Below are 21,022 nucleotides of genomic sequence, written 5' to 3'. Positions count from 1 at the left end.
CGGGCGAAGCGGCCAGCCCAACAACGGAAAGCCAACCTCCTCGCTGTGTCGATTTCTCTTGGGGGGTCAAGGTCGGCGAGGCCGCAGCAATTCCCGGCTTTCGACAATGTACGTCGAGACAAGCCGACGCTATATTGAGTGTGAAAGGCATCACCATGGTTGGCCCTGACGACGCCTGGCGGGCGTTCATTGAGTTCAGCAAGTGGGGACTTGTCCCCGGCGATGACCGTGATCGTTGGGACATCGAAACTTTCCCGCGTAAGCAAAAACGCGTGCGCAAGCCGCGCGTGACCCTCGCGCGAGCGATGCGGCAGGCGAGCGACGCCGGAGTTGCAGTGAGCGGCGCAACGGTAAATGCGGACGGCAGCGTGACGCTGTTATTCGGCGAAGTCGCGCCACGGAGCAAGGGTGCAACGACGAGTGAGTGGGACGAGGTGCTGCAATGAGGTGGAAGCTGCCGAAATACGTCAACGGCTACACTGATCGCAACGGCACGCCGCGCTTCTATTTACGCCGTCGCGGCCAGCGGCTCGTTCCGCTGCCGGGCTCGCCATGGTCGGAGGAATTCCAGCGCGCCTATCAGGAAGCGATGTCTGGAGCACCTTCAGTCGTTGAGCGGAGCAAGCCGGGGACCCTTGCGGCGCTGGTCGATCAATACTTGAACTCCGGTAAGTTCCGCCATCTCGCCGCCGAGACCCAGCGCACCCGCCGCAACATCCTGCTCCGGTTCGCTATGGAGCATGGTAGCAAGCGCGCAGCGACGCTGCGGCGCGAGCACATCATCGCGCTGGTCAACGGCAAGTCTGTCAAGCGTTTTGCCGCACGCAACTTCCTGAAGACGTTGCGCGTGCTCATGGCTTTCGCGGTCGAGAACGGCGCATTGCGCGAAAACCCGACCGCTGGTGTGAAGAATTTGTCGGGTAAGACCGAAGGTTACGCGACGTGGAGCGAGGAGCACATCGCAACGTTTCGTGCGCATCATTCAGTTGGCAGCCGCCAGCGGCTGGCACTGGAACTGTTGCTCTGCACTGCCCAGCGCCGCAGCGACATCGTGAAAATGGGAAGGCAGCATCTGCGCAAGAGCAAGGAGGGTGCATTGATCGATGTGCGCCAGCAGAAGACCGGTACATCGCTGGCGATCCCGGTGCACCCTGAATTGCAAGAGGCGTTGGATGCGATGGCCTCCGACAACCTGACGTTTCTCACGACCCATCAGGGCAGGGGCTTCAGCAGTGCCGGTTTCACCAACTGGTTTCGCGATGCCTGTAATGCGGCCGGACTTCCGAAGGGACTTAGCGCGCATGGTCTGCGCAAGGCAGCATGTCGTCGTCTCGCGGAAGCTGGATGTAGCGCCAACGTTATCGCTTCGATCAGCGGCCACAAGTCGCTTGATGAGATCGAGTTGTATACGCGCGCGGCCGATCAAGTGCGGATGGCGCATCAAGGTATGGCCGCGCTCATCAGACAGAACGCGAACGCTAAGTGACTAATTAGGAGATCGGTTAGTCAAATCGAGGAAATTATCCAACGATTACAAGGCCCAAGAACCAAGGTGGTGGGCCCGGCAGGACTCGAACCTGCAACCAGACCGTTATGAGCGCTCTGGCTTGGCAGAGCGCCCTTGTTTTTCCGGCGTTTTTCGCAAAGATGATTTAAGATCTTCTGCGTCCGTTCACGGTCATGCGGGACCCAACCGGGACCCCGACAGGACCCGAAGAACAACGGAGAACAGCGGGTTGCGTTATATGCGATCGACCTGCCATGCCTTTGAGAGTTGCCGCCAATGCGCTGAATCTACTTCCGTCTCGGCGTCCCATAGCGGAGATGGCTGGACTTGTTATTGCAGCGACCCGGTCGCGAATGACTCCATTAGCGGACCCCGGGCGGATTACCACATGGGACACAGCGAGCGTCGTCCGACACGGCTCGCTCATTCGATTTTGCTTTTGCTAGTGCAGCGGGACGTATACCGTCTTCCCGTTTTGTTCCAGGTAGCACCAACTTCTTGGTCACTCCTTAGCACCTTTCCCCCTACTTCTACTCGTTCGCGGATTAACTCAATTACCGTCGTTGCTGTGGTGTCTGACAATCAAATTCTCCAGATAACCGAGCGAGACGCTAAGTTCCGTCTCGGGCGTGGCGCTCCAGCGCAGAGACAACAGCCGCGCACGACGACAAGATCGACGAACGCGGATATTCTAGATCAAATTCAGGGCGGTTCGCGGTCGAAGCCACAAGACAGCGCTGCTAACACCAAAACGTCACCGCGACCGGCACTGGGAGTGCCACCATGGGTCTCGCCACTGCCTCCGACGACCAAAAACGCTCAAATACTCCAAACCCTCAAAATACCACCTCCGGCGCAAACAACGCCGCCATCGCCATCGCCTCCGCCTTATCAATATAAGCCGCCGCCACCGTCTCCGGACGGCTGGTTGTCGCGCGTCCCTGTTTGGGTCTGGATAGCAGTCGGACTAGCTTTGCTGAGACTTCTTACGCTCATCAAGTGAGCCGATTGTGGTGGCTAAGCGCGCCAAATCTGCCCTTGGTTAGACGGAAGTGGCGGTTGCGCGTTGGTCTCCGGCGTTTATCACCCTGGGTATGTCAAAATCAACCGAACAGAAGCCCATCTATTGCATCGAGCAGCATCAAAGCGGTCTCGGCATCTACTACTCGATGAAGCTTATCGAGCGGCGAATCTGTAAGGTCTTCGAGAAGCCCGGCGCGTCTAGCGCCGTCCCATGCGTAAGGTACGATACTTACTGGCGGCGCATTCATGAAACGTGCGAACTAATGCCTCTTCTCCTGGAATTGAAATCAAAGCAGTATGACTGTCAGTTTCCTGACCTTTCTTATCGGAGTGGCGGTTTTCGACCGGAGAAGCCGCTAGGCTGGTACGCGACTCCCTGAGGCTTTCGTGTCGTTGTCGTTTGTGGCGCGCGCCGAAGCCGAGGGTTAGACGAAACCATTGTAACTGGTTGATCCTTGGTAAACGGTTAGACCCGTCCCGTGCCCTTATGTTGTTGTTTCTATTGGGTAAACCTGAGCCTGAAAATCGCAGTGTCGGTGGTTCGATCCCGCCCCTGGGCACCATTCTCCTCGCAGCAGTTCTGACCAGTCCAACAGCGCATTCGGACGATCCGGAACGCGAGACGGGAACTTGGCTGGCTGCCACCCGTTTGCAGTGGCGGACATCTTGATTCCGGCGTCGCAATTTGGCGCCCTATCGTGGAGGCAATCCCACGCCTGAAGGACGTTGCGACGTGGCCAGGAAATTCAAAGTCGGCGATTACGTCAGCTGGAATTCCGAGGCCGGACGGGTCTCGGGCACCATCATCGCGGTTCACACCAGCGATTTTGATTACAAGGGGCACATGCACCGCGCCTCGGAGGCCGATCCGCAATACGAGATCAAGAGCGACAAGACCGATCACGTCGCGGCCCACAAGGGCAGCGCGCTCCATCATGCCTAGCAAAGGCGTGGCGTTTCCGTTCTTCACGATCGGCCATTCCAACCGCGCCCTCGAGGATTTCATCGTCCTCCTCACCGCGGCCAAGATCGATCGTGTCGTCGACATCAGAACGGTGCCGAGGTCGAGGACCAATCCGCAGTTCAACAAGGATACGTTGCCAAAACCGCTGACGGTGGTCGGCATCTCGTATGAGCATCTGGCCGATCTCGGCGGGCTCCGCGGTAAGGCGCAGACCGTGCCGCCTTCGGTCAACGGGTTCTGGAGCAACGAGAGCTTTCACAACTACGCCGACTATGCGCTGGCGCCGCAGTTTCACGCGAGCCTGCAGCATCTGCGCGACGAGGGCCACCGGCAACGCTGCGCGATCATGTGCTCCGAAGCCGTGTGGTGGCGCTGCCACCGCCGCATCGTCGCCGACTATCTCATTGCGTCAGGAGAAACCGTCGTCCACATCATGGGGGAGGGCCGGCTGGAGCCCGCCCGCCTCACCGAAGGCGCCGTGGTGCAGAGCGACCGCACCGTGGTCTATCCCGCTACTGGTCAACTGGATTTATGAGAGGGGGTGCGAAGGCCTGCGGCCGCCGCACCATTGCCGCGCGCCGCCTCACCCCCCACTCCGCTTCCAGTACCCCGTGCCGAGCTTGCCGGTAATCACCGCCGTCGTATCGCGCACCTCGTAGGAGCCGCCGTCGCTGTAATTCTTCAGCCCCCGCAGCGCGTGCAGCGTCCAGCGGCCGTTGGCGAAACTGACGGTACCTTCATGCGGGCGCGCGGAGCGGGCGGGCTCGGCGTGGAATTTGTAAGCACCGTCGGCCATGATCTGCCAGATCCAGCGCGACTGGCCGCGGCCGCTTGCCACCATGATCTCCCAGGTGCCGACCAGCGCCGGATCGATGGCCCCGGCTGACGTCGCTGTTGGCGCCGACAATGCCGGAGCCGCGGCGGCCGGTGCGGCGTTCGCCTGTTTCGCCGTGCTCTCGGCCGGCGGCGCGCCCGCGAGATAGATCGCCTTGCGCGACAGCGAGCCGTAGACGAACGGCTGCTGCTCGTTGCGCGTCGCCTCCATCACATCGTCGCGGACGTTGCGGAACATGAAGGTGACCTCGACACCGGGCGCCTCGATGTTGCGCAACAGCGCCGCGGCGAACGGGCTGTTGCGTCCGTCGCCGTCGAGCGCGGTGGTGCCGTCGCGCGCGGCATAGGCGACCAGCACGTTGCCGACCGGCTCGATGCGGCCGAGCCCGCTGCCCGCTGTGGCGCGCGTCGCGAGCGAGCGGCTCATCTTCGCCGCGAACGGATTGTTGCGGCAGGCGTCGAGGATGACGAGGCCGAGGCTTGTGGTGTTGGAGACCTGCAGCATCACGCTCTGCAGGCTGATCGCTTCATTGGCGGCGTCGGTATCGCGCTTCAGCTCGGCATCCACAGGGATCAGCCAGTTGTCGCCGTTGATCTCCATGCCGTGGCCGGCGAAGTACACCGCCGCCATGTCGGCGCCGGCGGCCGCGCGCCCGAACGCGATCAGGCCGCGCCGCATCTCGTCGAAGCGGCCATTCGTGATCAGGGTCACAGTGAAGCCGAGGCGCTTCAACGCCGCCGCGACATCGCCGGCGTCACTTGGCGGATTGGACAGCGCCGGCACGCTTGTATAGGCGCCGTTGCCGATCACCAGCGCCACCCGCTTGCCGTCGGCCCGAGCCGGCGCTGACGCGAGGCCCGCCAGCACGGCGGTGACGGCCAGTCCCGAAACAAACGCGCGGCGGTTCATGCTGGACCCGATCGGAGGTGACGGGTCCATGGTATCGCAGGGCGTGCGAGCCAGCCACGGAAATGGCTGTGCGATCAGGCCGCCTGCTTCGGCGTCCAGACGCCGGCCGGCACCGGCTCGGCGGGCAGCAGATTGGCGCCGGCGGCGCCCGCGATCGACCGCGTGATCTCGTGGATCTCCTGCACCGACCGCTGCATCGAGAAGCGCGGATAGAGCTCGCGTAGGGTGGTGGCGGTCGCCGCCTGCGCCGCGGCAGGATCTGCCAGCACCGCCTCGACGGCGGCGGCGACGCTTGCCGTGTCCTGGCCGAAGGTGAAGCCGGCGAGATGCGGCATCTCGGCGGCCGAGAAGCGGTTGGCATCGAACACCGGCACGGTGCCGGCACCGAGCGCGAAGAACACCCGGTCATGCACCGACAGGTCGATATTGGGATTGAGCGAGACCGCGGCGAGATAGCTGCCGAGGCCTTCGCGCATCGCATCGAAGGTCATCGCGCCGAGCACGCGGGCCGGACGTCCGGTGACGTCGAGATCGCTCCAGCCGCCGCCGATGAAATCGACCGGATAGTCGGCGAGCACCGCGCCAACCTCGCGGGTGCGCACCCCTCTCGTGTAATTGTCGAGCCGGGTCAGGATCACGTTGAACAGGTCGCCGCCCGGCTTCAGATAGACGAGATGCCGTTCGGCCACCTCGACGATGATTTTGGGAAACGCGCCACAGGTCTTGCCGCGCGCCTCGGCGATCGCATCGAACAGCAGGCCGAACAGTTTTGGCGGCATCGTCTTGCGCCAGCCGCGTTCGAGCGCCAGCGGATTCCAGCCCGACTTGGCGAAGATCAGCCGGCCGTTGCGCTGCTCGGGCGGCAGGCCGCCGAAGAAGCCGGGATCGGGGATGCCCATATGGGTCGCGAAGACAGCGCCATTGGCGCCCAGATGATCGCGGTTGAAGGCGGCGTGGTCCGGAAACACGTAGCCGTGCGCGGCATAGCGGCTCTCGAGCCCGTGACGCTTGGCGAAATAGCAGGGGTGGTCGCAGAACCAGGTGAAGACAGGGATCTGGGCGACGTCCCAGAACAGCTTGCCGTCCTTGGTGTGGATGTCGAGCCCGATGCCGGAGAAGCCGAGCGCCATCGTCTCGGTCCGCCGCGGCAGCAGGGCGTTGAGCCGGGCCGAGAAATCCGGCGCCAGCAGGTCGAGCATCATGACCTCGTGCCCGAGCCGGTCGAGCTCGGCGGCGGCCATCGCGAGGATGCCGCGCAGCGAATCATAGGTCGTGTTGCTGGAATAGAGAACGCAGATCACGGACATGAGGCCCCCGCGTATGATGTTGTTGCTGCGCGCGGACTTAATCGATCGCCTCGCATGCTCCTCGTTGAACGGCCGAGCCGGCCGTTCCGGGCTCGGAATTATCCTGGCGCCGCGATTTATTTCGCCGGAATGGCCATGCCGCAGCGTTGAAGCTCCGTCGGGGCGCCGTTGCGATCCGACGGACAGGGGCGGGGATCACATGCAGCTTGATGGCTTCGACGTCGTCGTGGTGGGCGCGGGCTTCTTCGGCGCCGTGATCGCCGAGCAGGTCGCGAACAGGCTCGGCCGCTCCGTCTGCGTGCTCGACCGCCGGCCGCATATCGGCGGCAACGCCTATTCGGAGGTCGATCCGGACAGCGGCATCGAGGTGCACCGCTACGGCACCCAAATCTTCCACACCAATTCGGAGACCGTCTGGCGCTATCTGCAGCGCTTCACCGAGTTCACCGACTATCGCCACCGCGTCTTCACGGTGGCGAACGGCCGCGTCTATTCGATGCCGATCAACCTTGCCACCGTGTGCGCCGCGTTCGGCCGGATCATGTCGCCCGGTGAGGCGCGCGCCGCGATCGCGGCGGAGGCCGCAGCGCACGGCGCCTCCGGCATCGGCAATCTCGAGGACAAGGCGATCGCCTCGGTCGGCCGCACGCTCTACGACCTCCTGATCCGCGGCTATACGCAGAAGCAATGGCAGACCGATCCGCGCGAGCTCTCGGCCGACATCATCGGCCGGCTGCCGGTCCGCTTCACGTTCGATGACCGCTACTTTGCCGACCGTTACGAGGGCATGCCGGTGGACGGCTACACCGCGATCTTCCGCCGGATGCTCGATCATCCGAAAGTCGCGGTCCGGCTCGGTGTCGACTATTTCGACGTCGCCGAGCGCATCAAGGCGCGGCAGCTCGTGGTCTATACCGGACCGATCGACCGCTTCTTCGGCTATGCCTGCGGCCATCTCGGTTGGCGCACCGTCGACTTCGCGCGCGAGGTCCACGATGTCGCCGATTTCCAGGGCGCTGCCGTCATCAACTATGCCGACGCGGAGGTGCCGTTCACCCGCATCCACGAGTTCAGGCACCTGCATCCGGAGCGCGCGCATCCGCAAGCGCGGACGACGATCTACCGCGAATATTCCCGCTTCGCCGGCCGCAACGACGAGCCCTATTACCCGATCAACACCGCCGCCGACCGCGCAATGCTCGCCGCCTACCACGCCATGACGGCGTCGCATCCGAACGTCATCTTCGGCGGCCGGCTCGGCTCCTACAAATATCTCGACATGCACCAGGCGATCGGCGCCGCGCTCAAGACGTTCGAGCACGAGGTCGAGCCGCGCCTCGGCAGCGGAGGCATGCAACCCGGCGACGCGGCCGCGCGTCGCGACGCCTTGTCGCCCTTGCCGGCGTAATCTAAGCCCTCCGGGTGCGGGCAGCGAAGTCAATAACAATCGCCCGCAGTCCCCGGTGAGGAAACAATGAGAAAAACCGTTATCGCCGCGGCTGTCGCCGCAACGAGTCTTGCTTTCAACATCGCCCACGCCGCGCCGCTGCCCGAGATAAAGCCCGACCAGGCCGGGTTCTCGAAAGCGGGGCTGGCACGGCTCGACGATTTCTTCGCGCGCGAGATCGCGGCCAAGCGGGTGCCCGGCGCTGTGGTGGCGATCGCGCGCGACGGCAAGCTCGTTCATTACAAGGCGTATGGTCAGCTCGATCCTGTGAAGGGCACGCCGATGCCGATCGATGCGGTGTTCGCGCTGGCATCGATGACCAAGCCGATGGCGGCGGTCGCCGGCCTGACGCTGATGGAGCAGGGCCGGCTGCCGCTGCAGTCGAAGGTCGCCGAGTACTATCCGGCGTTTGCCGACATGAAGGTCGGCGTGCCCCAGGAAGACGGCTCGCTCAAGATGGAGCCGCAGGCCCGGCCGATTCTGATCCATGATCTCTATCGCCACACCTCCGGCCTGATGTACGGCGGCCGGCCCGACAGTTCGAGCGCGCTGGCGCGGCTCTATCCCGAAGGCACCGCGCCGGCGGTCGAGGGCGACACGGTGGCCTTCATCGACCGCATCACCAAGCTGCCTCTGGTGCATCAGCCCGGTACCGAGTTCGAATACGGCTTCTCGATCGACGTGCTCGGCGCCGTGGTCGAGAAAATCTCGGGCGAGCGGCTCGGCGACTATCTCAAGGCCAATGTGTGGACGCCGCTCGCCATGAAGGATGCGACGTTCCATCTGACCGACGCCCAGCGCGCGCGGCTGGCGCGGCCGTTTGCCAACGATCCGCTTACCGGCAAGCCGCAATCGATCAGGGTGCTCGACGCGCCGATCAAGTTCGACTGCGGCGGCGCCTGCTCGTTCGCCACCGTCGGCGACTATCTCCGCTTCGGACAGATGCTGCTCAACGGCGGCGAGCTCGACGGCCAGCGCATCCTCAGCCCCAAGACGGTGCATCACATGACCTCGAACCATCTCGGGCCCGAGATCAAGAACAACGTCGCCGCCGTCGAGCCGCATCGCGGCGGTTTCGGCTTCGGGCTGTCGGTCGCGGTGCGGACCAGCGAGGGCCTGTCGTCGGTGCCGGGCAATCCCGGCGAGTTCACCTGGAACGGTGCCAACGGCACGCAGTTCTTCTGCGATCCGAAGGAACGCCTCGTCGTGGTGGTGGGAACCGCAGCGCCCGGCGAGCTGCGCAAATATTATCGTGAGAACGTGCAGGACATCGTCTACGGCGCGATGGTGAAGTGAACCGTGACCGCAGTGTGAGATCTCTTTCAGCAAGGCATCGAGGCCCATCGCTCGGACTGAGCGATGGGCCTCGATTGGCGGTTCTGATTGAATCCCAGGCGGTTTTTGGTTTGACGTGTTTTCTTCACGCGAACCGGGCACCTCTGCGCTCGAAACCGCCGTAGGGAGGCTCTCTCGCTTTGCCGGGACGCCGGTGTCATTCCGCCGTTTGATCGGAACGGGCGACCTCAAGCGAAAAGCCCAGCCGCGAGGGCCGGGCTGATCGGTAATATATTTCAAGTCGTGCAATGTGTGGAATAGATCGGCGATGGCTCTCCCTGTCTGTCGAAAAAGGAACACGGAACCGACTATTTGGGCGCACCGCTCGTACCCAACTGCGCGGTGGAGGAATCGCGACAGCGACCGCGCAGCTCAGGAGCACGCGGGCACAAACAACCGGTACACCAGGCCATCCCCGAAGGTCCATCCGCGCCCGAATGAGCAATTTGGTACAGACACCGATCAATCGACGTGTCTTGGTCTCACGAACTGTCCCAAACCTCTAGGTCAGGATGAAGATCATGGAAATCTCCAAGGAAACAAAAGCTGCCATGCGGCCCGCGTTATGGGGCGCTGCAGGCGGAGCAATTGCTCTGGCGATCGTGGGGTTCAGCTGGGGGGGCTGGGTGACGGGCGGGTCGGCCGAGACCCTCGCGAGCAACCGTGCTGCGACGGCCGTGGTCGCAGCTCTCACACCCATCTGCGTTGACAGGTTCCGACAAGCTGCCGATGCCTCGGCGAACCTGGCCGAAATGAAGAAGGCGACTTATTCATTCGACCAGAGCAGGTTTGTCGAAAAAGGCGGTTGGGCCACGATGCCGGGAAGCACTGAGCCAAATTCGGCAGTCGCAAGGGCCTGTGCCGAATCGCTCGGCAGCGGCAAGGCCGCGGAGCGCCGCGGCTAATCAGGCAACCCGCGACAGGGTGAAATCCGCGCAAAGACGCGCAACTTCTCGACATGCCCGCATCTCGCGCTGTGGCTCTTGCAACGGTGGTCAAGCGCGTCGTTTTGACGCCAATTTCCCGCTGCGCGCGCCTTTCAACGGATGAACATCCTGCAGAATCTTGGTAGCATGACAGCATGCTAACGCCCAGCGAACGAGAGTGCCGTTTTGGTTAAGCCCGCGAAGGACTTGTTTGATCCCAAAACCTTCCTGGCCAAGGTTGGGGCCGGAAAATCGATTTCCAGCTTTGGCAAAGGCCAGAACGTATTCGCGCAGGGAGATGTCGCGGACGCGGTATTCTACATTCAAGAAGGAAAGGTCAAACTCACAGTCGTTTCTGACCAAGGTAAGGAAGCCGTGGTCGGGATCCTGGAGCCGGGACAATTCTTTGGTGAGGGCTGCCTCAACGGTCATCCATTGCGGATTGCCACGACCACGGCAATGGAGGACTGCGTCATCACGCGAATATCGAAGACGGCGATGATTTCAACGCTCGAAGCCAAGCCGATGTTCTCTCAGTTGTTCATGACCTATCTGCTCGCGCGCAATAGCCGAATGGAAGAAGACCTGATCGACCAACTTTTCAATTCCAGCGAGAAGCGCTTGGCGCGCCTGCTGCTCCTGTTGGCAAATTTCGGCAAGGAAACCAGCGCGCAGCCCATTGACGTCGAGATCAGCCAGGAAACGCTGGCCGAAATGATCGGTGCGACCCGTTCAAGGGTTAGCTTCTTCATGAACAAATTCCGCAAGCTCGGCTTCATCAGCTACAACGGAAAGATCGAAGTTCACAGCTCGCTTCTGAACGCTGTTCTGCGCGACAAGCCCGAGATAGACCGGAAAGACTGACCGCCGCGCGGCCTTGAACGGCGCCTGCAGCACGCAGTTCTTCCGCGCTGGAGGCGCAGGCGCCCGTGCATGTCCAGGCGGCCGAGTGAGGAACAGCAAAAAGGCCCATCGCTCAGGCCGAGCGATGGGCCTTCAATCTTGCGTAGACTACTACTGCCGGTAGACGCCGGTCAGCGTGCCGTTGTTGTTCCCTTCAGGACCAACGTCGCCCTGGGTCGAACTCGGCGCCGGATGGTTGCCGTTCATCGCGCCGTACCGGCCCGGTTGCGCCGGTTGGTACATCACATGCGGTTGAACGGTCTCGTAGCGCGGACCGCCGTAGTATCTCGCATCGGGGCTCCCATACGGATAATAGCCCTGCGCGAACGCACCTGCTGTCGTTGCAATCAGGGACGCCACGGCCAGGGTCAGTATCTTGGTCTTCCGTTGCATTCAGACTCTCCTTGCTGGTGTCCCGACCAACGACCGGCATGGAGCAGCGTTCCTGATCTGCCATGCACCCCATGAAGGTGAAGCTGCACGAGGGTGGGATCAGATTTTGGTGAGGGGGCTTGGACCCTGAAGGACCGGTACGCACGTCTCTGCGCAGCAGTATGCATCCCGCGCTGGTCCGCTATGCCCTCCTGGCTATAACGGTCCACGGCCGGGCCGCGCAGCCGTGCTTCGAAAAAGCGGGGCGTTCCGCAAAAGGAAGCCCGCCACTGCGGCGGGCAAGGTCTCAGGGAGGAAAACGCTCTGACAAGGGAGCGTGTGGACAGTTTCCTCGATTCGAGGGCGGCTGCGAAGATCGTATAACTACTGTCATCAGGGCCGGCATTATGCCAATGCTCTTGCCGGTCGCAGCCGGCCAGCAAGGCGAAATAACACGGCACAAGTACGGAGGAAGTTCATGAGCACGTCAGGAGTTTTTGCCCGCGTCGTCGCGGCGATCGGTGCGGGGGCCGTGGCGTGGCGGCGGATGCAGGGCGCCGAGCCGGCGCCCGCCTGGGGCAGCGCGCCGCAGATTCCGGCGGCGAAGTCGCAGGGCGCGATCCCGACGCTGAAGATGCCGACGGCACGCGGCTGGGACAAGGGCCAGCTTCCGACCGCTGCGACCGGGCTCAAGGTTAACGCCTTTGCAGCCGGGCTCGATCATCCGCGCTGGATCAATGTGCTGCCCAATGGCGACGTGCTGATCGCCGAGGCGACGCAGATCGCCGGCACCCCGCGCAGCGTGTTCCACTATGCGATGCAAGCGACGATGCGCCGCGCCGCCGCGCTCGGCGTCAGCGCCAACCGCATCACGCTGCTGCGTGACCGTGACGGCGACGGTGTTGCCGAAAGCCGTGGCGCCTTCATGGAAGGACTGCGCCAGCCGTTCGGCATGGCCCTGATCGGCGACACCTTCTATGTCGGCAACACCGACGGCGTGGTCGCCTTTCCCTACACCGCGGGTGCGGACCGCATCACGGCAGAGGGACGCAAGCTCCTCACCTTCAAGCCCGACGGGCATTGGACGCGCAGCCTGATGCCGAGCGCCGACGGCAAGAAGCTCTATGCCGGCGTCGGCTCGCTCAGCAACATCGCCGAGAACGGCATGGAGGTCGAGCAAGGCCGTGCCGCGATCTACGAGCTCGATCTCGTCGCCGGCACCAGCCGGATCTTCGCCGGCGGCCTGCGCAATCCGGTCGGGATCGCGTGGGAGCCGACGACGAATGTGCTGTGGACCGTCGTCAACGAGCGCGACGGCATCGGTGACGAGACGCCGCCGGACTATCTGACCTCGGTGCGCGACGGCGGCTTTTACGGCTGGCCCTATTGCTACTGGGGTCAGACGGTGGACGATCGCGTGCCGCAGGATCCGGCGATGGTCGCCAAGGCGGTCCAGCCGGACTACGCGCTCGGCGGCCACACCGCTTCGCTTGGCCTGTGCTGGATGCCCGCGGGCACGCTGCCCGGTTTCCCCGATGGCATGGTGATCGGCCAGCACGGCTCGTGGAATCGCTCGACGCTGTCTGGCTACAAGGTGGTGTTCGTGCCGTTCACCAACGGCCGTCCCTCGGGGCCCGCGCGCGACATCCTGTCGGGTTTCCTCGCGCCCGACGAGAAGGTGTCATACGGCCGCCCGGTCGGCGTCGCGCTCGGTCCCGACGGCTCGCTGCTGGTGGCCGACGACGTCGGCAACGTGATCTGGCGCGTGACGGCGGAACGATAGGACCGTCGCCAGCCTCCTTTCGCATGGGTCCGCGGCCAATTTCGGCTGCGGCCCTGCTTGTCCTGCTCAGGTCCGGTTCGCGAACGCAGTGGGATTGATGCCATAGCGTGCCCGGAACGCGCGGCGAAAGGTGGCGTCGTCGTTAAAACCCCAGCGCGCGGCGATCAGGCCGACATGCGGCCGGCCGGCGCAAGCGCGCAATTCGGACGCACATTGCGCAAGGCGCTGGTTGCGGACGAACTGCATGACGCTCAGCCCATGCTGCGCGAACAGCTTGTGAAGATAGCGCAACGAAACGCCATGGCGGCGGGCTAGCTCACCTGGGGCCAGATCGGGATCTGCCAGTCGCGCGCGGATATCGCCGCAAATCCGCTTGAACAGCGCGGCGCTGATCTGGCTGCGGGTCGGAGATTCCGTCGAGCGCCGGTCGAGGCTTGCGGCGGCGAGTTGCGTCAGCGGCAGTGCGACGCGTTCGAACTCGTCGGCATCCATCGCCGGCGCGAGCCGTACCATGGTCTCGAGCATCCCTGCAAGAATACGCGCGGCCGCGGTGTCCGGCAGCCTGCCCAGCGGCTGGGTCTCGATTTCGGCGATCTCAGGCGCCCAAGCCTTTCGATCCACCAGCAAAAGCGCATGTTCGAAGCTTGATGACATGTCCAGGGTGTACGGACGGCTGTTATCGAACAGCACGATGTCGGAGGGGCCGAGTTCGCTGACAACGCCACCTTGCTCGAGGCGAGTGTTGCCCCGGACGACCTTCATGATCCCGAATTCGTGCCCACAGGCGCGCGCCGGCCGCCGCACCGCCTGGCTGCTGCCTGCCACGCGGCAAGTCTGCACCGTTGAAGCCGCATCGATGCGTAGGCGAGCGCGAAACCCCTGGCCCGAAACCGGCCGCGCCAACTCGACCTGACGGAATTGTTCGTAGATCTGCTCGCGCCAGATCGCCAGACCTCGGGGCCCGGCCACGCTCACGCATTGCACCGATTTTGTCATCACGCTCGCCCCGCTTGATCACCGCAGATCGCAGCGAACGTGGCATCAACCCGTCGGTGTGACAAATGAAATTGTGCACGCAACGCCCGCAAGCGGTACGCTGCATGCCTTGGTGCTTTTCCGTGCCGATTCTAGCCTGCGCTGTCTTCATCCTGAGCCAGCGAACCAACGCATGTCCCGTTCTCTTTTCCGATCTGCCGCTCCTTGCGCCCCGCCGAACCTTTGTTGCCGCTTCTCTGTTCGTCGTCCTCTGCACGATCGCGCGTGCCGAGCCGGATACGGTCGGTTGCAGCGACACCAATTTCTCTCGCATGCCGGGCTTTTATATCAATGATTGCGAGCGCACGGATTTCGACCGGTTCGTGTTCGCAGAGGGCTCGGACCATGAAACCGCCGTGGAGGGGCGTAAGGCCCGGATTGCCTATGCGTTGTCCGACGGACACAAGGCGCCTTCGGCGCTGGCAGTGATTCGCAACTACCAGGCCATCATGCAGCAGAGCGGCTGGGAAATTGTCGAGAACCGCCACGATGCCGGCCTGACCGCGCGGCGCGTCCAGGGCGGAAAGGAGCAATGGGCCGAACTCGACACCAACGGCGGCGCCAACTACCAGATCATCTACGTCGACAAGGGGGAATTGTCCCAGCAGGTGACCACCGCCGACGCCATGGCCAGCGCGCTCGACGCCGCCGGCCACGTCGCGCTGCAGATCAATTTCGTCACCGCCAAGTCGACGATCCGGCCAGAGTCGCAAGCCATCGTTGCGCAGATCGCAGCGCTCTTGAAAAGCCATCCCGATCTGAAGTTGCGCGTCGAGGGCCACACCGACAACACCGGTGACGCCAGATCGAACCAGGCGCTGTCGGTTGCGCGGGCCAAGTCGGTCGTCGCGGCGCTGGTGCTATCCGGAGCCGCGCCGGCGCGTTTGACTGCAGCAGGTTTCGGCCAGGACAAGCCCGTCGCCGACAACACCAGCGAGGACGGCCGCGCCCGCAACCGCCGTGTCGAATTGGTAAAGCTGTAATTGTGAACGACTGCGGCCCGGTCGGGCGTCGCGCTCGGCCTCGACGGTTGGCCACGATGTCGGCAACGTGATTGGGTGTGTGACGAGGCGTAAGTGGCGTCAGTGCGGCCTCACACGGTCCTGATCTCGCCGCCATCCATGCGCAGCACCGTGCCGGTCATCCAGCGCGCCGGCGGTGACACGGCGAACGCGATGAGGTCGGCGATCTCCTCTGCCGTGCCGAACCGCTTGATGCCGGCCTGCCTGAGGAAGCCTGCCTTCGCCGTCTCGACGTCGACCTGCCTGGCCGCCGCGGTCTTCTCCAGCATCGCAAGGCGGCGTCCGGTCATGATGGCGCCGGGCGATACGCAATTCACCTGCACGCCGTCGTCGATGCCGCGTTCGGCGAACGCTTTTGCCAATGCCTCGATCGCCGCATTGATCGTGCCGACCGCGGCCGCGCCGGCGCGCGGCAGCACGGCGGCATTGCCTGACGTGAAGACCACGGCGCCTTGCGACGCTTTCAGCGCATCCCAGGCGCGGATCGTCAGCCGCCTGGCGCCGTGGAATTTGAGCGCGAGCCCCGAATCCCATTGCTGATCGGTCATCTCCAGCAAATCGATACCGGGCACGGAGCCCGCGACATTGACCAGCGCGTCGAGGCGGCCGAAGCGATCCAGCGTGGCCTTGACGACGGCGTCGGCGGCATCAGGCGTGGCGAGGTCGAGATCGAGCGCCAGCGGCGTGGCGCCGCCGGCTTCGATCTCCCGGCCGGCCTCTCGCAGCTTCTCGCCGCTGCGCGCGACGAGCGCGATGGCGGAAAAATCCCGGGCGAGCCGCAGCGCGGTGGCGCGTCCGATGCCGGAGCTTGCGCCGGTCACGATAGCGACGGATTCGGTCATGTGCATATTCCCTGGTGATCGGCGCCCGTGATGTCAGCGGCTCAGGAATTCGCGGATGCTCAGCGCGATCTCGGCGGCATGCGTTTCCAGCGCGAAATGGCCGGTGTCGAAGAAGCGCACCACCGCGCGCGGATTGTCGCGCTTGAAGGCTTCGGCGCCCGGCGGCAGGAAGAATGGATCGTTCTTGCCCCACACCGCGAGGAACGGCGGCTGATGGGTGCGGAAGTAATTCTGGAAGGCCGGGTAGAGCGCGACATTGCTCTTGTAGTCGCCGAACAAATCGAGCTGCACGTCGTGAGCGCCGGGCCGCGCCATGTAGTAATTGTCGAGGTTCTGTCCGTCAGGCGACACCGCCTCCGGGTCCGATGTGCCGTGGGTGTACTGCCAGCGCGTGGTGTCCGGCGCCAGGAACGCGCGCAGCGCATCGCGGTTCGCCGGCGAGGGATCCTGCCAATAGGCCTTGATCGGCGTCCAGCCGTCGCTCAGGCCCTCCTCATAGGCGTTGCCGTTCTGCGAGATGATGGCGGTGATCCGGTCCGGATGCTTGAGCGCAAGGCGGAAGCCGGTCGGCGCGCCATAGTCGAACACATAGACCGCGTAGCGGTCGAAGCCGATCACCTCGGTGAAGCGGTCGATCACGGCGGCGATGTTGTCGAAGGTGTAGGCGAACTTGTCGCGCGCCGGCATGTCCGACCGGCCGAAGCCGGGCAGATCCGGCGCCACGATGTGGAATTTATCCGCAAGCTGCGGGATCAGATCGCGGAACATGTGGCCCGCGCTCGGGAAGCCGTGCAGCAGCAGCAGCTTTGGCGCGCCGGGCGATCCGGCCTCGCGATAGAACACCTTGAAGCCGTCGACATCGGCCGTGCGATATTTGATCTCGGACATCTGTCACTCCTTGTGGTCGTGATGTGGGGTGGGGTCAGGATTTGATCTGCGTCACAAGCCCGCTGATCGCCTCGGGCCTGAGGTAAAGCAGCAGCGCGCAGCACACGGTGGCGAAGCCGAGCAGCGGCATGAAGGGTGCGATGGCGGCGCCGGCCGCGAACACCAGCAGCGCCAGCAGCGTGCGGCGCTGCGTCCATGTCCGCAGCTGCTGGGAAATCATGGTCTGGTCCGCCTGCGCCAGCACCGCGCGCTCGAAGGCGAGATAGGCGAGGTCGATCACGAGGAAGATCACCGCATAGACCACCACTGGCGCCGCGGCCATTTTCGACTGCGCGACCCAAGCGGTAGCGAAGGGCAGCAGCGAGACCGCGAACAGATGGACGAAATTCAGCCAGATCAGCCGCGGCGTCGGCTGCCGCACCAGATGCAGCAGATGGTGATGATTGACCCAGATCACGGCGATGAACAGGTAGCTCGCCGCGTAGCTGATTGCGGTCGGCCACAGCGGCAGCAGGTCGGCAAACCGCGAGCCCTCCGGCGGCTTCAGTTCCAGCACCATCACCGTGATGATGACGGCGATCACCGCATCGGAAAACGCGCCGAGCCGATCGGCTGATAGAGGCTTCTCCTGCATGGCAGTGCTCCTGTCCAATCGTGAAAAGAGGTCAGTGCTCTGTAACGCTGCGGATGGCTTCCTGGATGATGTCGGCGACCAGTTTTGGCGCGGTGACGATCGGCGTGTGATCGACGGGATGTGAACGCACCACAGCCTTCATCCGAACCGCCGTGCTGCGCTGTGTCTCCGGCGCGATCATCCGGTCGTCCTCGGCGACCAGGAACCAACTCGGGATGTCCTTCCACCGCGGACGGCCGACCGGAACGGTGATGCAGGCCGGCGAGATCGGCCGCTGCACCGCCGCCAGCACCGCGAGCTCCTCGGCGCGCGCGCCCTGCGCGAAGGCCGACGCGAAGGCGGACTCCGGCAGCCAGATCAGGCCGTTGGCGTCGGGTGCAAGTTTTGGCGCGAACGGATGCGGCGGTGCGCGATAAAACACATCGGCGACGGTCTCGCCCTCGTCCGGCGCCAGCGCCGCGACATAGACCAGCGCCTTGACGCGCGGCGAACGGGTCTCGGCAATGACAGCGCCGGCATAGGCGTGGCCGGCCAACACGATCGGTCCCTCGACGCGGTCGAGCGTGCGGTTCAGCGCGGCGACGTCGTCTGCAAGCGAAGTCAGCGGCAGCGGCGTCGCCACCGCAGTGATGCCTTCGGCATCCAGCGCCGTGATCACCCGCGCCCAGCTTGAACCGTCGGCCCACGCGCCATGGGCGAGCACCACGCTGACATCCTTGCTCGACATTGTTCGCTCCTGATGCAATAACCGTCTAAATGCTATTTGACAGGTTACGTCGCTTGTGGTCCAATGTTCGTAACTTGTCAATAGGCATTAATCAGGTTATTTGCGGCGAGGTCGAAAAGCCGCCAGGAGGGCGTCACCGTGCAATCCCATCCGCCCGCGATGTTCATCGCCGATAGCCTGGGGCTCGATTTCATCAATTCGATCGCGACCCCGGTCGATACGCCGGTGGACTGGATCGCTGATGGCGACGGCCTGTTGCGCTGGCTGGCGCAGGCGAAACTGGTGCCGTCAGATGTGCTCGATGAGCTCGGCGCACGCGCGACCGCGGGTGAGCTCGACGACGTCGCCGGTCAGGCCCGCGATCTGCGCGAATGGTTCCGCGGCTTCGTCCGCAAGCATATGGGCCGGCCGCTGACGCCGCGGGCGCTCAAGGAGTTGGAGCCGCTGAACCGGCTGCTCGAAAGCGATCAGGCGTTCAGCCGCATCGTGCCGCATCACTACGACGAGCACGACGGTTTCGCGCTGGAGCGGACGCGGCGCTGGCGCTCGGCGGAGTCGTTGCTGCTGCCGATCGGCGAGGCGATGGCCAGGGTCGTCTGCGAGGAGAGCTTTTCCGACATCAAGGCCTGCGAGGGCCCGGCCTGCACGCTGATGTTCGCCGATCACACGCGGGCGCGTGCGCGCCGCTGGTGCAGCATGGCGATCTGCGGCAATCGCGCCAAGCAGGCCGCGCATCGCAGCCGGATCAAGGACAGGGGCTGAGAACCAGAGCATGATCCGGAAAAGTGTGCAGCGGTTTTCCGAAGAGATCATGCTCAAAACAAAAAACAGGAGACCAACCAAATGGCACTTCCCCTGATCGTGTTCGACGTTAACGAAACCCTGCTCGACCTCGAGACCATGGAGCCGGTGTTCGCGCGCATCTTCAACGACAAGAGCGCGATGTGGCTGTGGTTCGCGAACTTCATCATGTATTCGGCCTCGCTCACCGTGGCGGGCTGCTACGTGCCCTTCACCGACATCGGCGCCGCGGTCATGAAGATGCTGGCGGATACGCGCGGCATCAGGATCGACGAGTCCGACAAGAAGGAACTGACGGAGAAATTCTCCACCATGCCGCCGCATGCCGAAGTGCCGGCGGCGCTGCGCAAGCTGCGCGCCGCAGGCTTCCGCCTGTTCACGCTGACCGACAATCTTTTGGAGGTGCAGACCCGTCAGCTGACGCATGGCGGCATCGTCGATTTGTTCGAGCGGCGCTTTTCGGCCGATGGCGTCAAGCATCACAAGCCGTCGCGGCAGGCCTATGGTTATGTCGAGCGGGAGCTTGGGGCAAAGCCTTCGGAGTTCTGCCTGATCGCATGCCACACCTGGGACACGCTCGGCGCGGTGGCCGCCGGTTGGGAGGCTGCGCTGATCAGGCGCCCGGCAATGATGTGCTCGGCGTCGGCCCGCAGCCGCAGGTCGTGGGTGACGATCTCAACGATGTCGCCAACCAGCTGATCCGCCGTTACGGCGCGAAAGGGTAACGGCCCCTGACGGATCGAGCGCTGGAGGGACGGTCAAAAACCCCTCCAGGCCGATCACTCGGAAGCGCATAAAACCGGAATGAAATCCATAGCGCTTTTCAACCATGCCCCTTGAGCCTTCCTCAACTTCCGCGGCCGATGCTTGCCGCGCCAAAGGGATCGACAAGGAGCTCAGAGCATGCCGGCCAAGGCACGAACAACCGGACGAGCGACCGCGACCAACACCACCGCGCAATCGCGCGAGGATATCCTTAACGCGCGGGCCATCAGCACGCTGGGCGCCGGCGTCGTCAACGCGATGAGCGCGGTCGGCGCCGCCGTCATCAAGAAGCACAGGCCGGCGCTCGGCAAGAGCACGGATTGGTTCTGGCACATGTTCGCCAAATGCGAGGCCAAGGCCGCCCGCATCGCCGAGCAGGCCGGGCGCGATCCGGAGGCCTGCGGCGATGCCACCTTCATCGAGGTCTACGCCGCGCAATTGCCCAAGCTGATGGCCGCAGCGCTCGAGAGCCACGAGAAGGCGCTCAAGGGGAAGTAACGGAGCGTGGAAAAGCGGCTGACAACGGCGATCGTCCCGTTGTCGTTCCCACCTGCGTTGCCGCGCAGGGCAGCCATGCACGCTGAAACCATGTCTCGCCGCCGTTCGTATCCGAACGGTGGCGGAGGTCCGCGGCCGCGGGCTTCCGGATTTTTTAAATCCGGGGCGTTGGATGGTGAAGCACCTTGTTTCCGATGAAGAGAAGTGTGACGCGTGTAACGGGACGGGCTTTCCGGACGTGAAGCAACCGAGCGAGCCGGGACGGAAGATCTATCCGGAGCCGTGCAAGAAGTGCGGCGGCAAGGGGCGGATCAGGAAGGCCGCGTGGGGCAAATAGCCGGCGCCGAAGGCAATCAGTCTTGCAAGGCGGGTTAGGCGAAGCCGTAACCTGCCATCGCTCTCGTCGGGCTCGTCCGGCCAGACCCTTTTGATCCGCGTCGACTACGACGCTGTGCTCGGACAAATGATGTCGCGAGAATGCGGATGTATGACTCACAGC

22 protein-coding genes and 1 tRNA gene are annotated in these 21,022 nt (G+C 63.8%); 13 read left to right on the top strand and 10 right to left on the bottom strand.

Annotated features, from left to right (window positions below):
- Positions 1–134 precede the first annotated feature (134 nt).
- Both V5279_RS40780 and V5279_RS40775 read left to right on the top strand, forming a co-directional pair.
- Entirely contained in the window at positions 135–446 is a 312-nt protein-coding gene (locus V5279_RS40780; RefSeq protein WP_338692435.1) for a hypothetical protein, read from the top strand.
- Complete coding sequence (locus V5279_RS40775; RefSeq protein ID WP_338692434.1) at positions 443–1,486, top strand: tyrosine-type recombinase/integrase; 1,044 nt, start codon at positions 443–445, stop codon at positions 1,484–1,486. The genes V5279_RS40780 and V5279_RS40775 overlap by 4 nt, the downstream gene beginning before the upstream one ends.
- Before the next feature lie 67 nt (positions 1,487–1,553).
- Here V5279_RS40775 and V5279_RS40770 read toward each other — a convergent pair.
- Positions 1,554–1,621: transfer RNA gene (locus tag V5279_RS40770), tRNA-Met, on the bottom strand.
- A gap of 1,642 nt (positions 1,622–3,263) precedes the next feature.
- Between V5279_RS40770 and V5279_RS40765 the strand changes: the two genes are divergently transcribed.
- Together V5279_RS40765 and V5279_RS40760 are read left to right on the top strand one after the other, a co-directional pair.
- The gene (locus V5279_RS40765; protein WP_166299108.1) at positions 3,264–3,473 is read left to right on the top strand and encodes a DUF2945 domain-containing protein; all 210 of its coding nucleotides are present in this window, start codon (positions 3,264–3,266) and stop codon (positions 3,471–3,473) included.
- A complete protein-coding gene (locus V5279_RS40760) occupies positions 3,466–4,029 on the top strand; it encodes a DUF488 domain-containing protein (protein WP_338692433.1) in 564 nt (187 codons plus the stop codon). Before V5279_RS40765 ends, V5279_RS40760 begins: the two co-directional genes overlap by 8 nt.
- A gap of 48 nt (positions 4,030–4,077) precedes the next feature.
- Here the strand turns inward: V5279_RS40760 and V5279_RS40755 are convergent, their stop codons facing one another.
- Positions 4,078–5,238, bottom strand: coding sequence for a caspase family protein (locus V5279_RS40755; RefSeq protein ID WP_338692432.1), 1,161 nt, complete (start codon positions 5,236–5,238; stop codon positions 4,078–4,080).
- Between the two features lie 74 nt (positions 5,239–5,312).
- Positions 5,313–6,545, bottom strand: a complete 1,233-nt coding sequence (locus V5279_RS40750) for a hypothetical protein (RefSeq protein ID WP_338692431.1) — start codon at positions 6,543–6,545, stop codon at positions 5,313–5,315.
- 199 nt (positions 6,546–6,744) lie between these two features.
- On the opposite strand from V5279_RS40750, the gene glf reads away from it, so the two are divergent.
- From glf to V5279_RS40730, 4 genes are all read left to right on the top strand, one after another.
- On the top strand, positions 6,745–7,953 hold the full coding sequence (glf, locus tag V5279_RS40745) for a UDP-galactopyranose mutase (protein ID WP_338692430.1): 1,209 nt from the start codon (positions 6,745–6,747) through the stop codon (positions 7,951–7,953).
- A 66-nt stretch (positions 7,954–8,019) separates the two neighbouring features.
- The gene (locus V5279_RS40740; RefSeq protein ID WP_338692429.1) at positions 8,020–9,288 is read left to right on the top strand and encodes a serine hydrolase domain-containing protein; all 1,269 of its coding nucleotides are present in this window, start codon (positions 8,020–8,022) and stop codon (positions 9,286–9,288) included.
- Positions 9,289–9,848: 560 nt separating this feature from the next.
- Positions 9,849–10,232, top strand: a complete 384-nt coding sequence (locus tag V5279_RS40735) for a hypothetical protein (protein ID WP_029079814.1) — start codon at positions 9,849–9,851, stop codon at positions 10,230–10,232.
- 207 nt (positions 10,233–10,439) lie between these two features.
- The gene (locus V5279_RS40730) at positions 10,440–11,117 is read left to right on the top strand and encodes a Crp/Fnr family transcriptional regulator (RefSeq protein ID WP_029079813.1); all 678 of its coding nucleotides are present in this window, start codon (positions 10,440–10,442) and stop codon (positions 11,115–11,117) included.
- 150 nt (positions 11,118–11,267) lie between these two features.
- Here the strand turns inward: V5279_RS40730 and V5279_RS40725 are convergent, their stop codons facing one another.
- Complete coding sequence (locus V5279_RS40725) at positions 11,268–11,549, bottom strand: hypothetical protein (RefSeq protein WP_338692428.1); 282 nt, start codon at positions 11,547–11,549, stop codon at positions 11,268–11,270.
- A gap of 457 nt (positions 11,550–12,006) precedes the next feature.
- Here V5279_RS40725 and V5279_RS40720 point away from each other — a divergent pair, with 457 nt between their 5' ends.
- The gene (locus V5279_RS40720) at positions 12,007–13,311 is read left to right on the top strand and encodes a sorbosone dehydrogenase family protein (RefSeq protein WP_338692427.1); all 1,305 of its coding nucleotides are present in this window, start codon (positions 12,007–12,009) and stop codon (positions 13,309–13,311) included.
- Between the two features lie 66 nt (positions 13,312–13,377).
- On the opposite strand, the gene V5279_RS40715 is transcribed toward V5279_RS40720, so the two are convergent.
- The gene (locus V5279_RS40715; protein WP_338692426.1) at positions 13,378–14,307 is read right to left on the bottom strand and encodes a helix-turn-helix domain-containing protein; all 930 of its coding nucleotides are present in this window, start codon (positions 14,305–14,307) and stop codon (positions 13,378–13,380) included.
- A 131-nt stretch (positions 14,308–14,438) separates the two neighbouring features.
- Positions 14,439–14,693 carry a hypothetical protein gene (locus V5279_RS40710; RefSeq protein WP_338692425.1) on the bottom strand — a complete coding sequence of 85 codons (255 nt, stop codon included), beginning with the start codon at positions 14,691–14,693 and terminating at the stop codon, positions 14,439–14,441.
- A 9-nt stretch (positions 14,694–14,702) separates the two neighbouring features.
- Between V5279_RS40710 and V5279_RS40705 the strand changes: the two genes are divergently transcribed.
- On the top strand, positions 14,703–15,329 hold the full coding sequence (locus tag V5279_RS40705) for an OmpA family protein (RefSeq protein ID WP_338692424.1): 627 nt from the start codon (positions 14,703–14,705) through the stop codon (positions 15,327–15,329).
- A gap of 110 nt (positions 15,330–15,439) precedes the next feature.
- On the opposite strand, the gene V5279_RS40700 is transcribed toward V5279_RS40705, so the two are convergent.
- Genes V5279_RS40700 through V5279_RS40685 form a run of 4 tightly spaced genes read right to left on the bottom strand, consistent with a single transcriptional unit; the run spans position 15,440 to position 18,459 of the window.
- Positions 15,440–16,210: an SDR family oxidoreductase gene (locus V5279_RS40700; RefSeq protein ID WP_338692423.1), complete on the bottom strand. Its 771-nt coding sequence runs from the start codon at positions 16,208–16,210 to the stop codon at positions 15,440–15,442.
- A 33-nt stretch (positions 16,211–16,243) separates the two neighbouring features.
- Positions 16,244–17,098, bottom strand: a complete 855-nt coding sequence (locus tag V5279_RS40695) for an alpha/beta hydrolase (RefSeq protein WP_338692422.1) — start codon at positions 17,096–17,098, stop codon at positions 16,244–16,246.
- 34 nt (positions 17,099–17,132) lie between these two features.
- On the bottom strand, positions 17,133–17,732 hold the full coding sequence (locus tag V5279_RS40690) for a TMEM175 family protein (protein ID WP_338692421.1): 600 nt from the start codon (positions 17,730–17,732) through the stop codon (positions 17,133–17,135).
- A gap of 31 nt (positions 17,733–17,763) precedes the next feature.
- Positions 17,764–18,459, bottom strand: a complete 696-nt coding sequence (locus tag V5279_RS40685; RefSeq protein WP_338692420.1) for an alpha/beta hydrolase — start codon at positions 18,457–18,459, stop codon at positions 17,764–17,766.
- Positions 18,460–18,618: 159 nt separating this feature from the next.
- Here V5279_RS40685 and V5279_RS40680 point away from each other — a divergent pair, with 159 nt between their 5' ends.
- From V5279_RS40680 to V5279_RS40670, 3 genes are all read left to right on the top strand, one after another.
- Positions 18,619–19,221: a CGNR zinc finger domain-containing protein gene (locus tag V5279_RS40680; RefSeq protein ID WP_338701668.1), complete on the top strand. Its 603-nt coding sequence runs from the start codon at positions 18,619–18,621 to the stop codon at positions 19,219–19,221.
- Between the two features lie 81 nt (positions 19,222–19,302).
- Complete coding sequence (locus tag V5279_RS40675) at positions 19,303–19,959, top strand: haloacid dehalogenase type II (RefSeq protein ID WP_338692419.1); 657 nt, start codon at positions 19,303–19,305, stop codon at positions 19,957–19,959.
- Positions 19,960–20,163: 204 nt separating this feature from the next.
- Entirely contained in the window at positions 20,164–20,523 is a 360-nt protein-coding gene (locus V5279_RS40670) for a hypothetical protein (protein WP_338692418.1), read from the top strand.
- The last annotated feature ends 499 nt before the right edge of the window (positions 20,524–21,022 follow it).

This window comes from Bradyrhizobium sp. 26S5 (assembly GCF_036923295.1).
Lineage (GTDB): Bacteria > Pseudomonadota > Alphaproteobacteria > Rhizobiales > Xanthobacteraceae > Bradyrhizobium > Bradyrhizobium septentrionale.
Note: the sequence above shows the minus strand (reverse complement) of the source record. Positions and strands in the feature narration are given on the sequence as shown.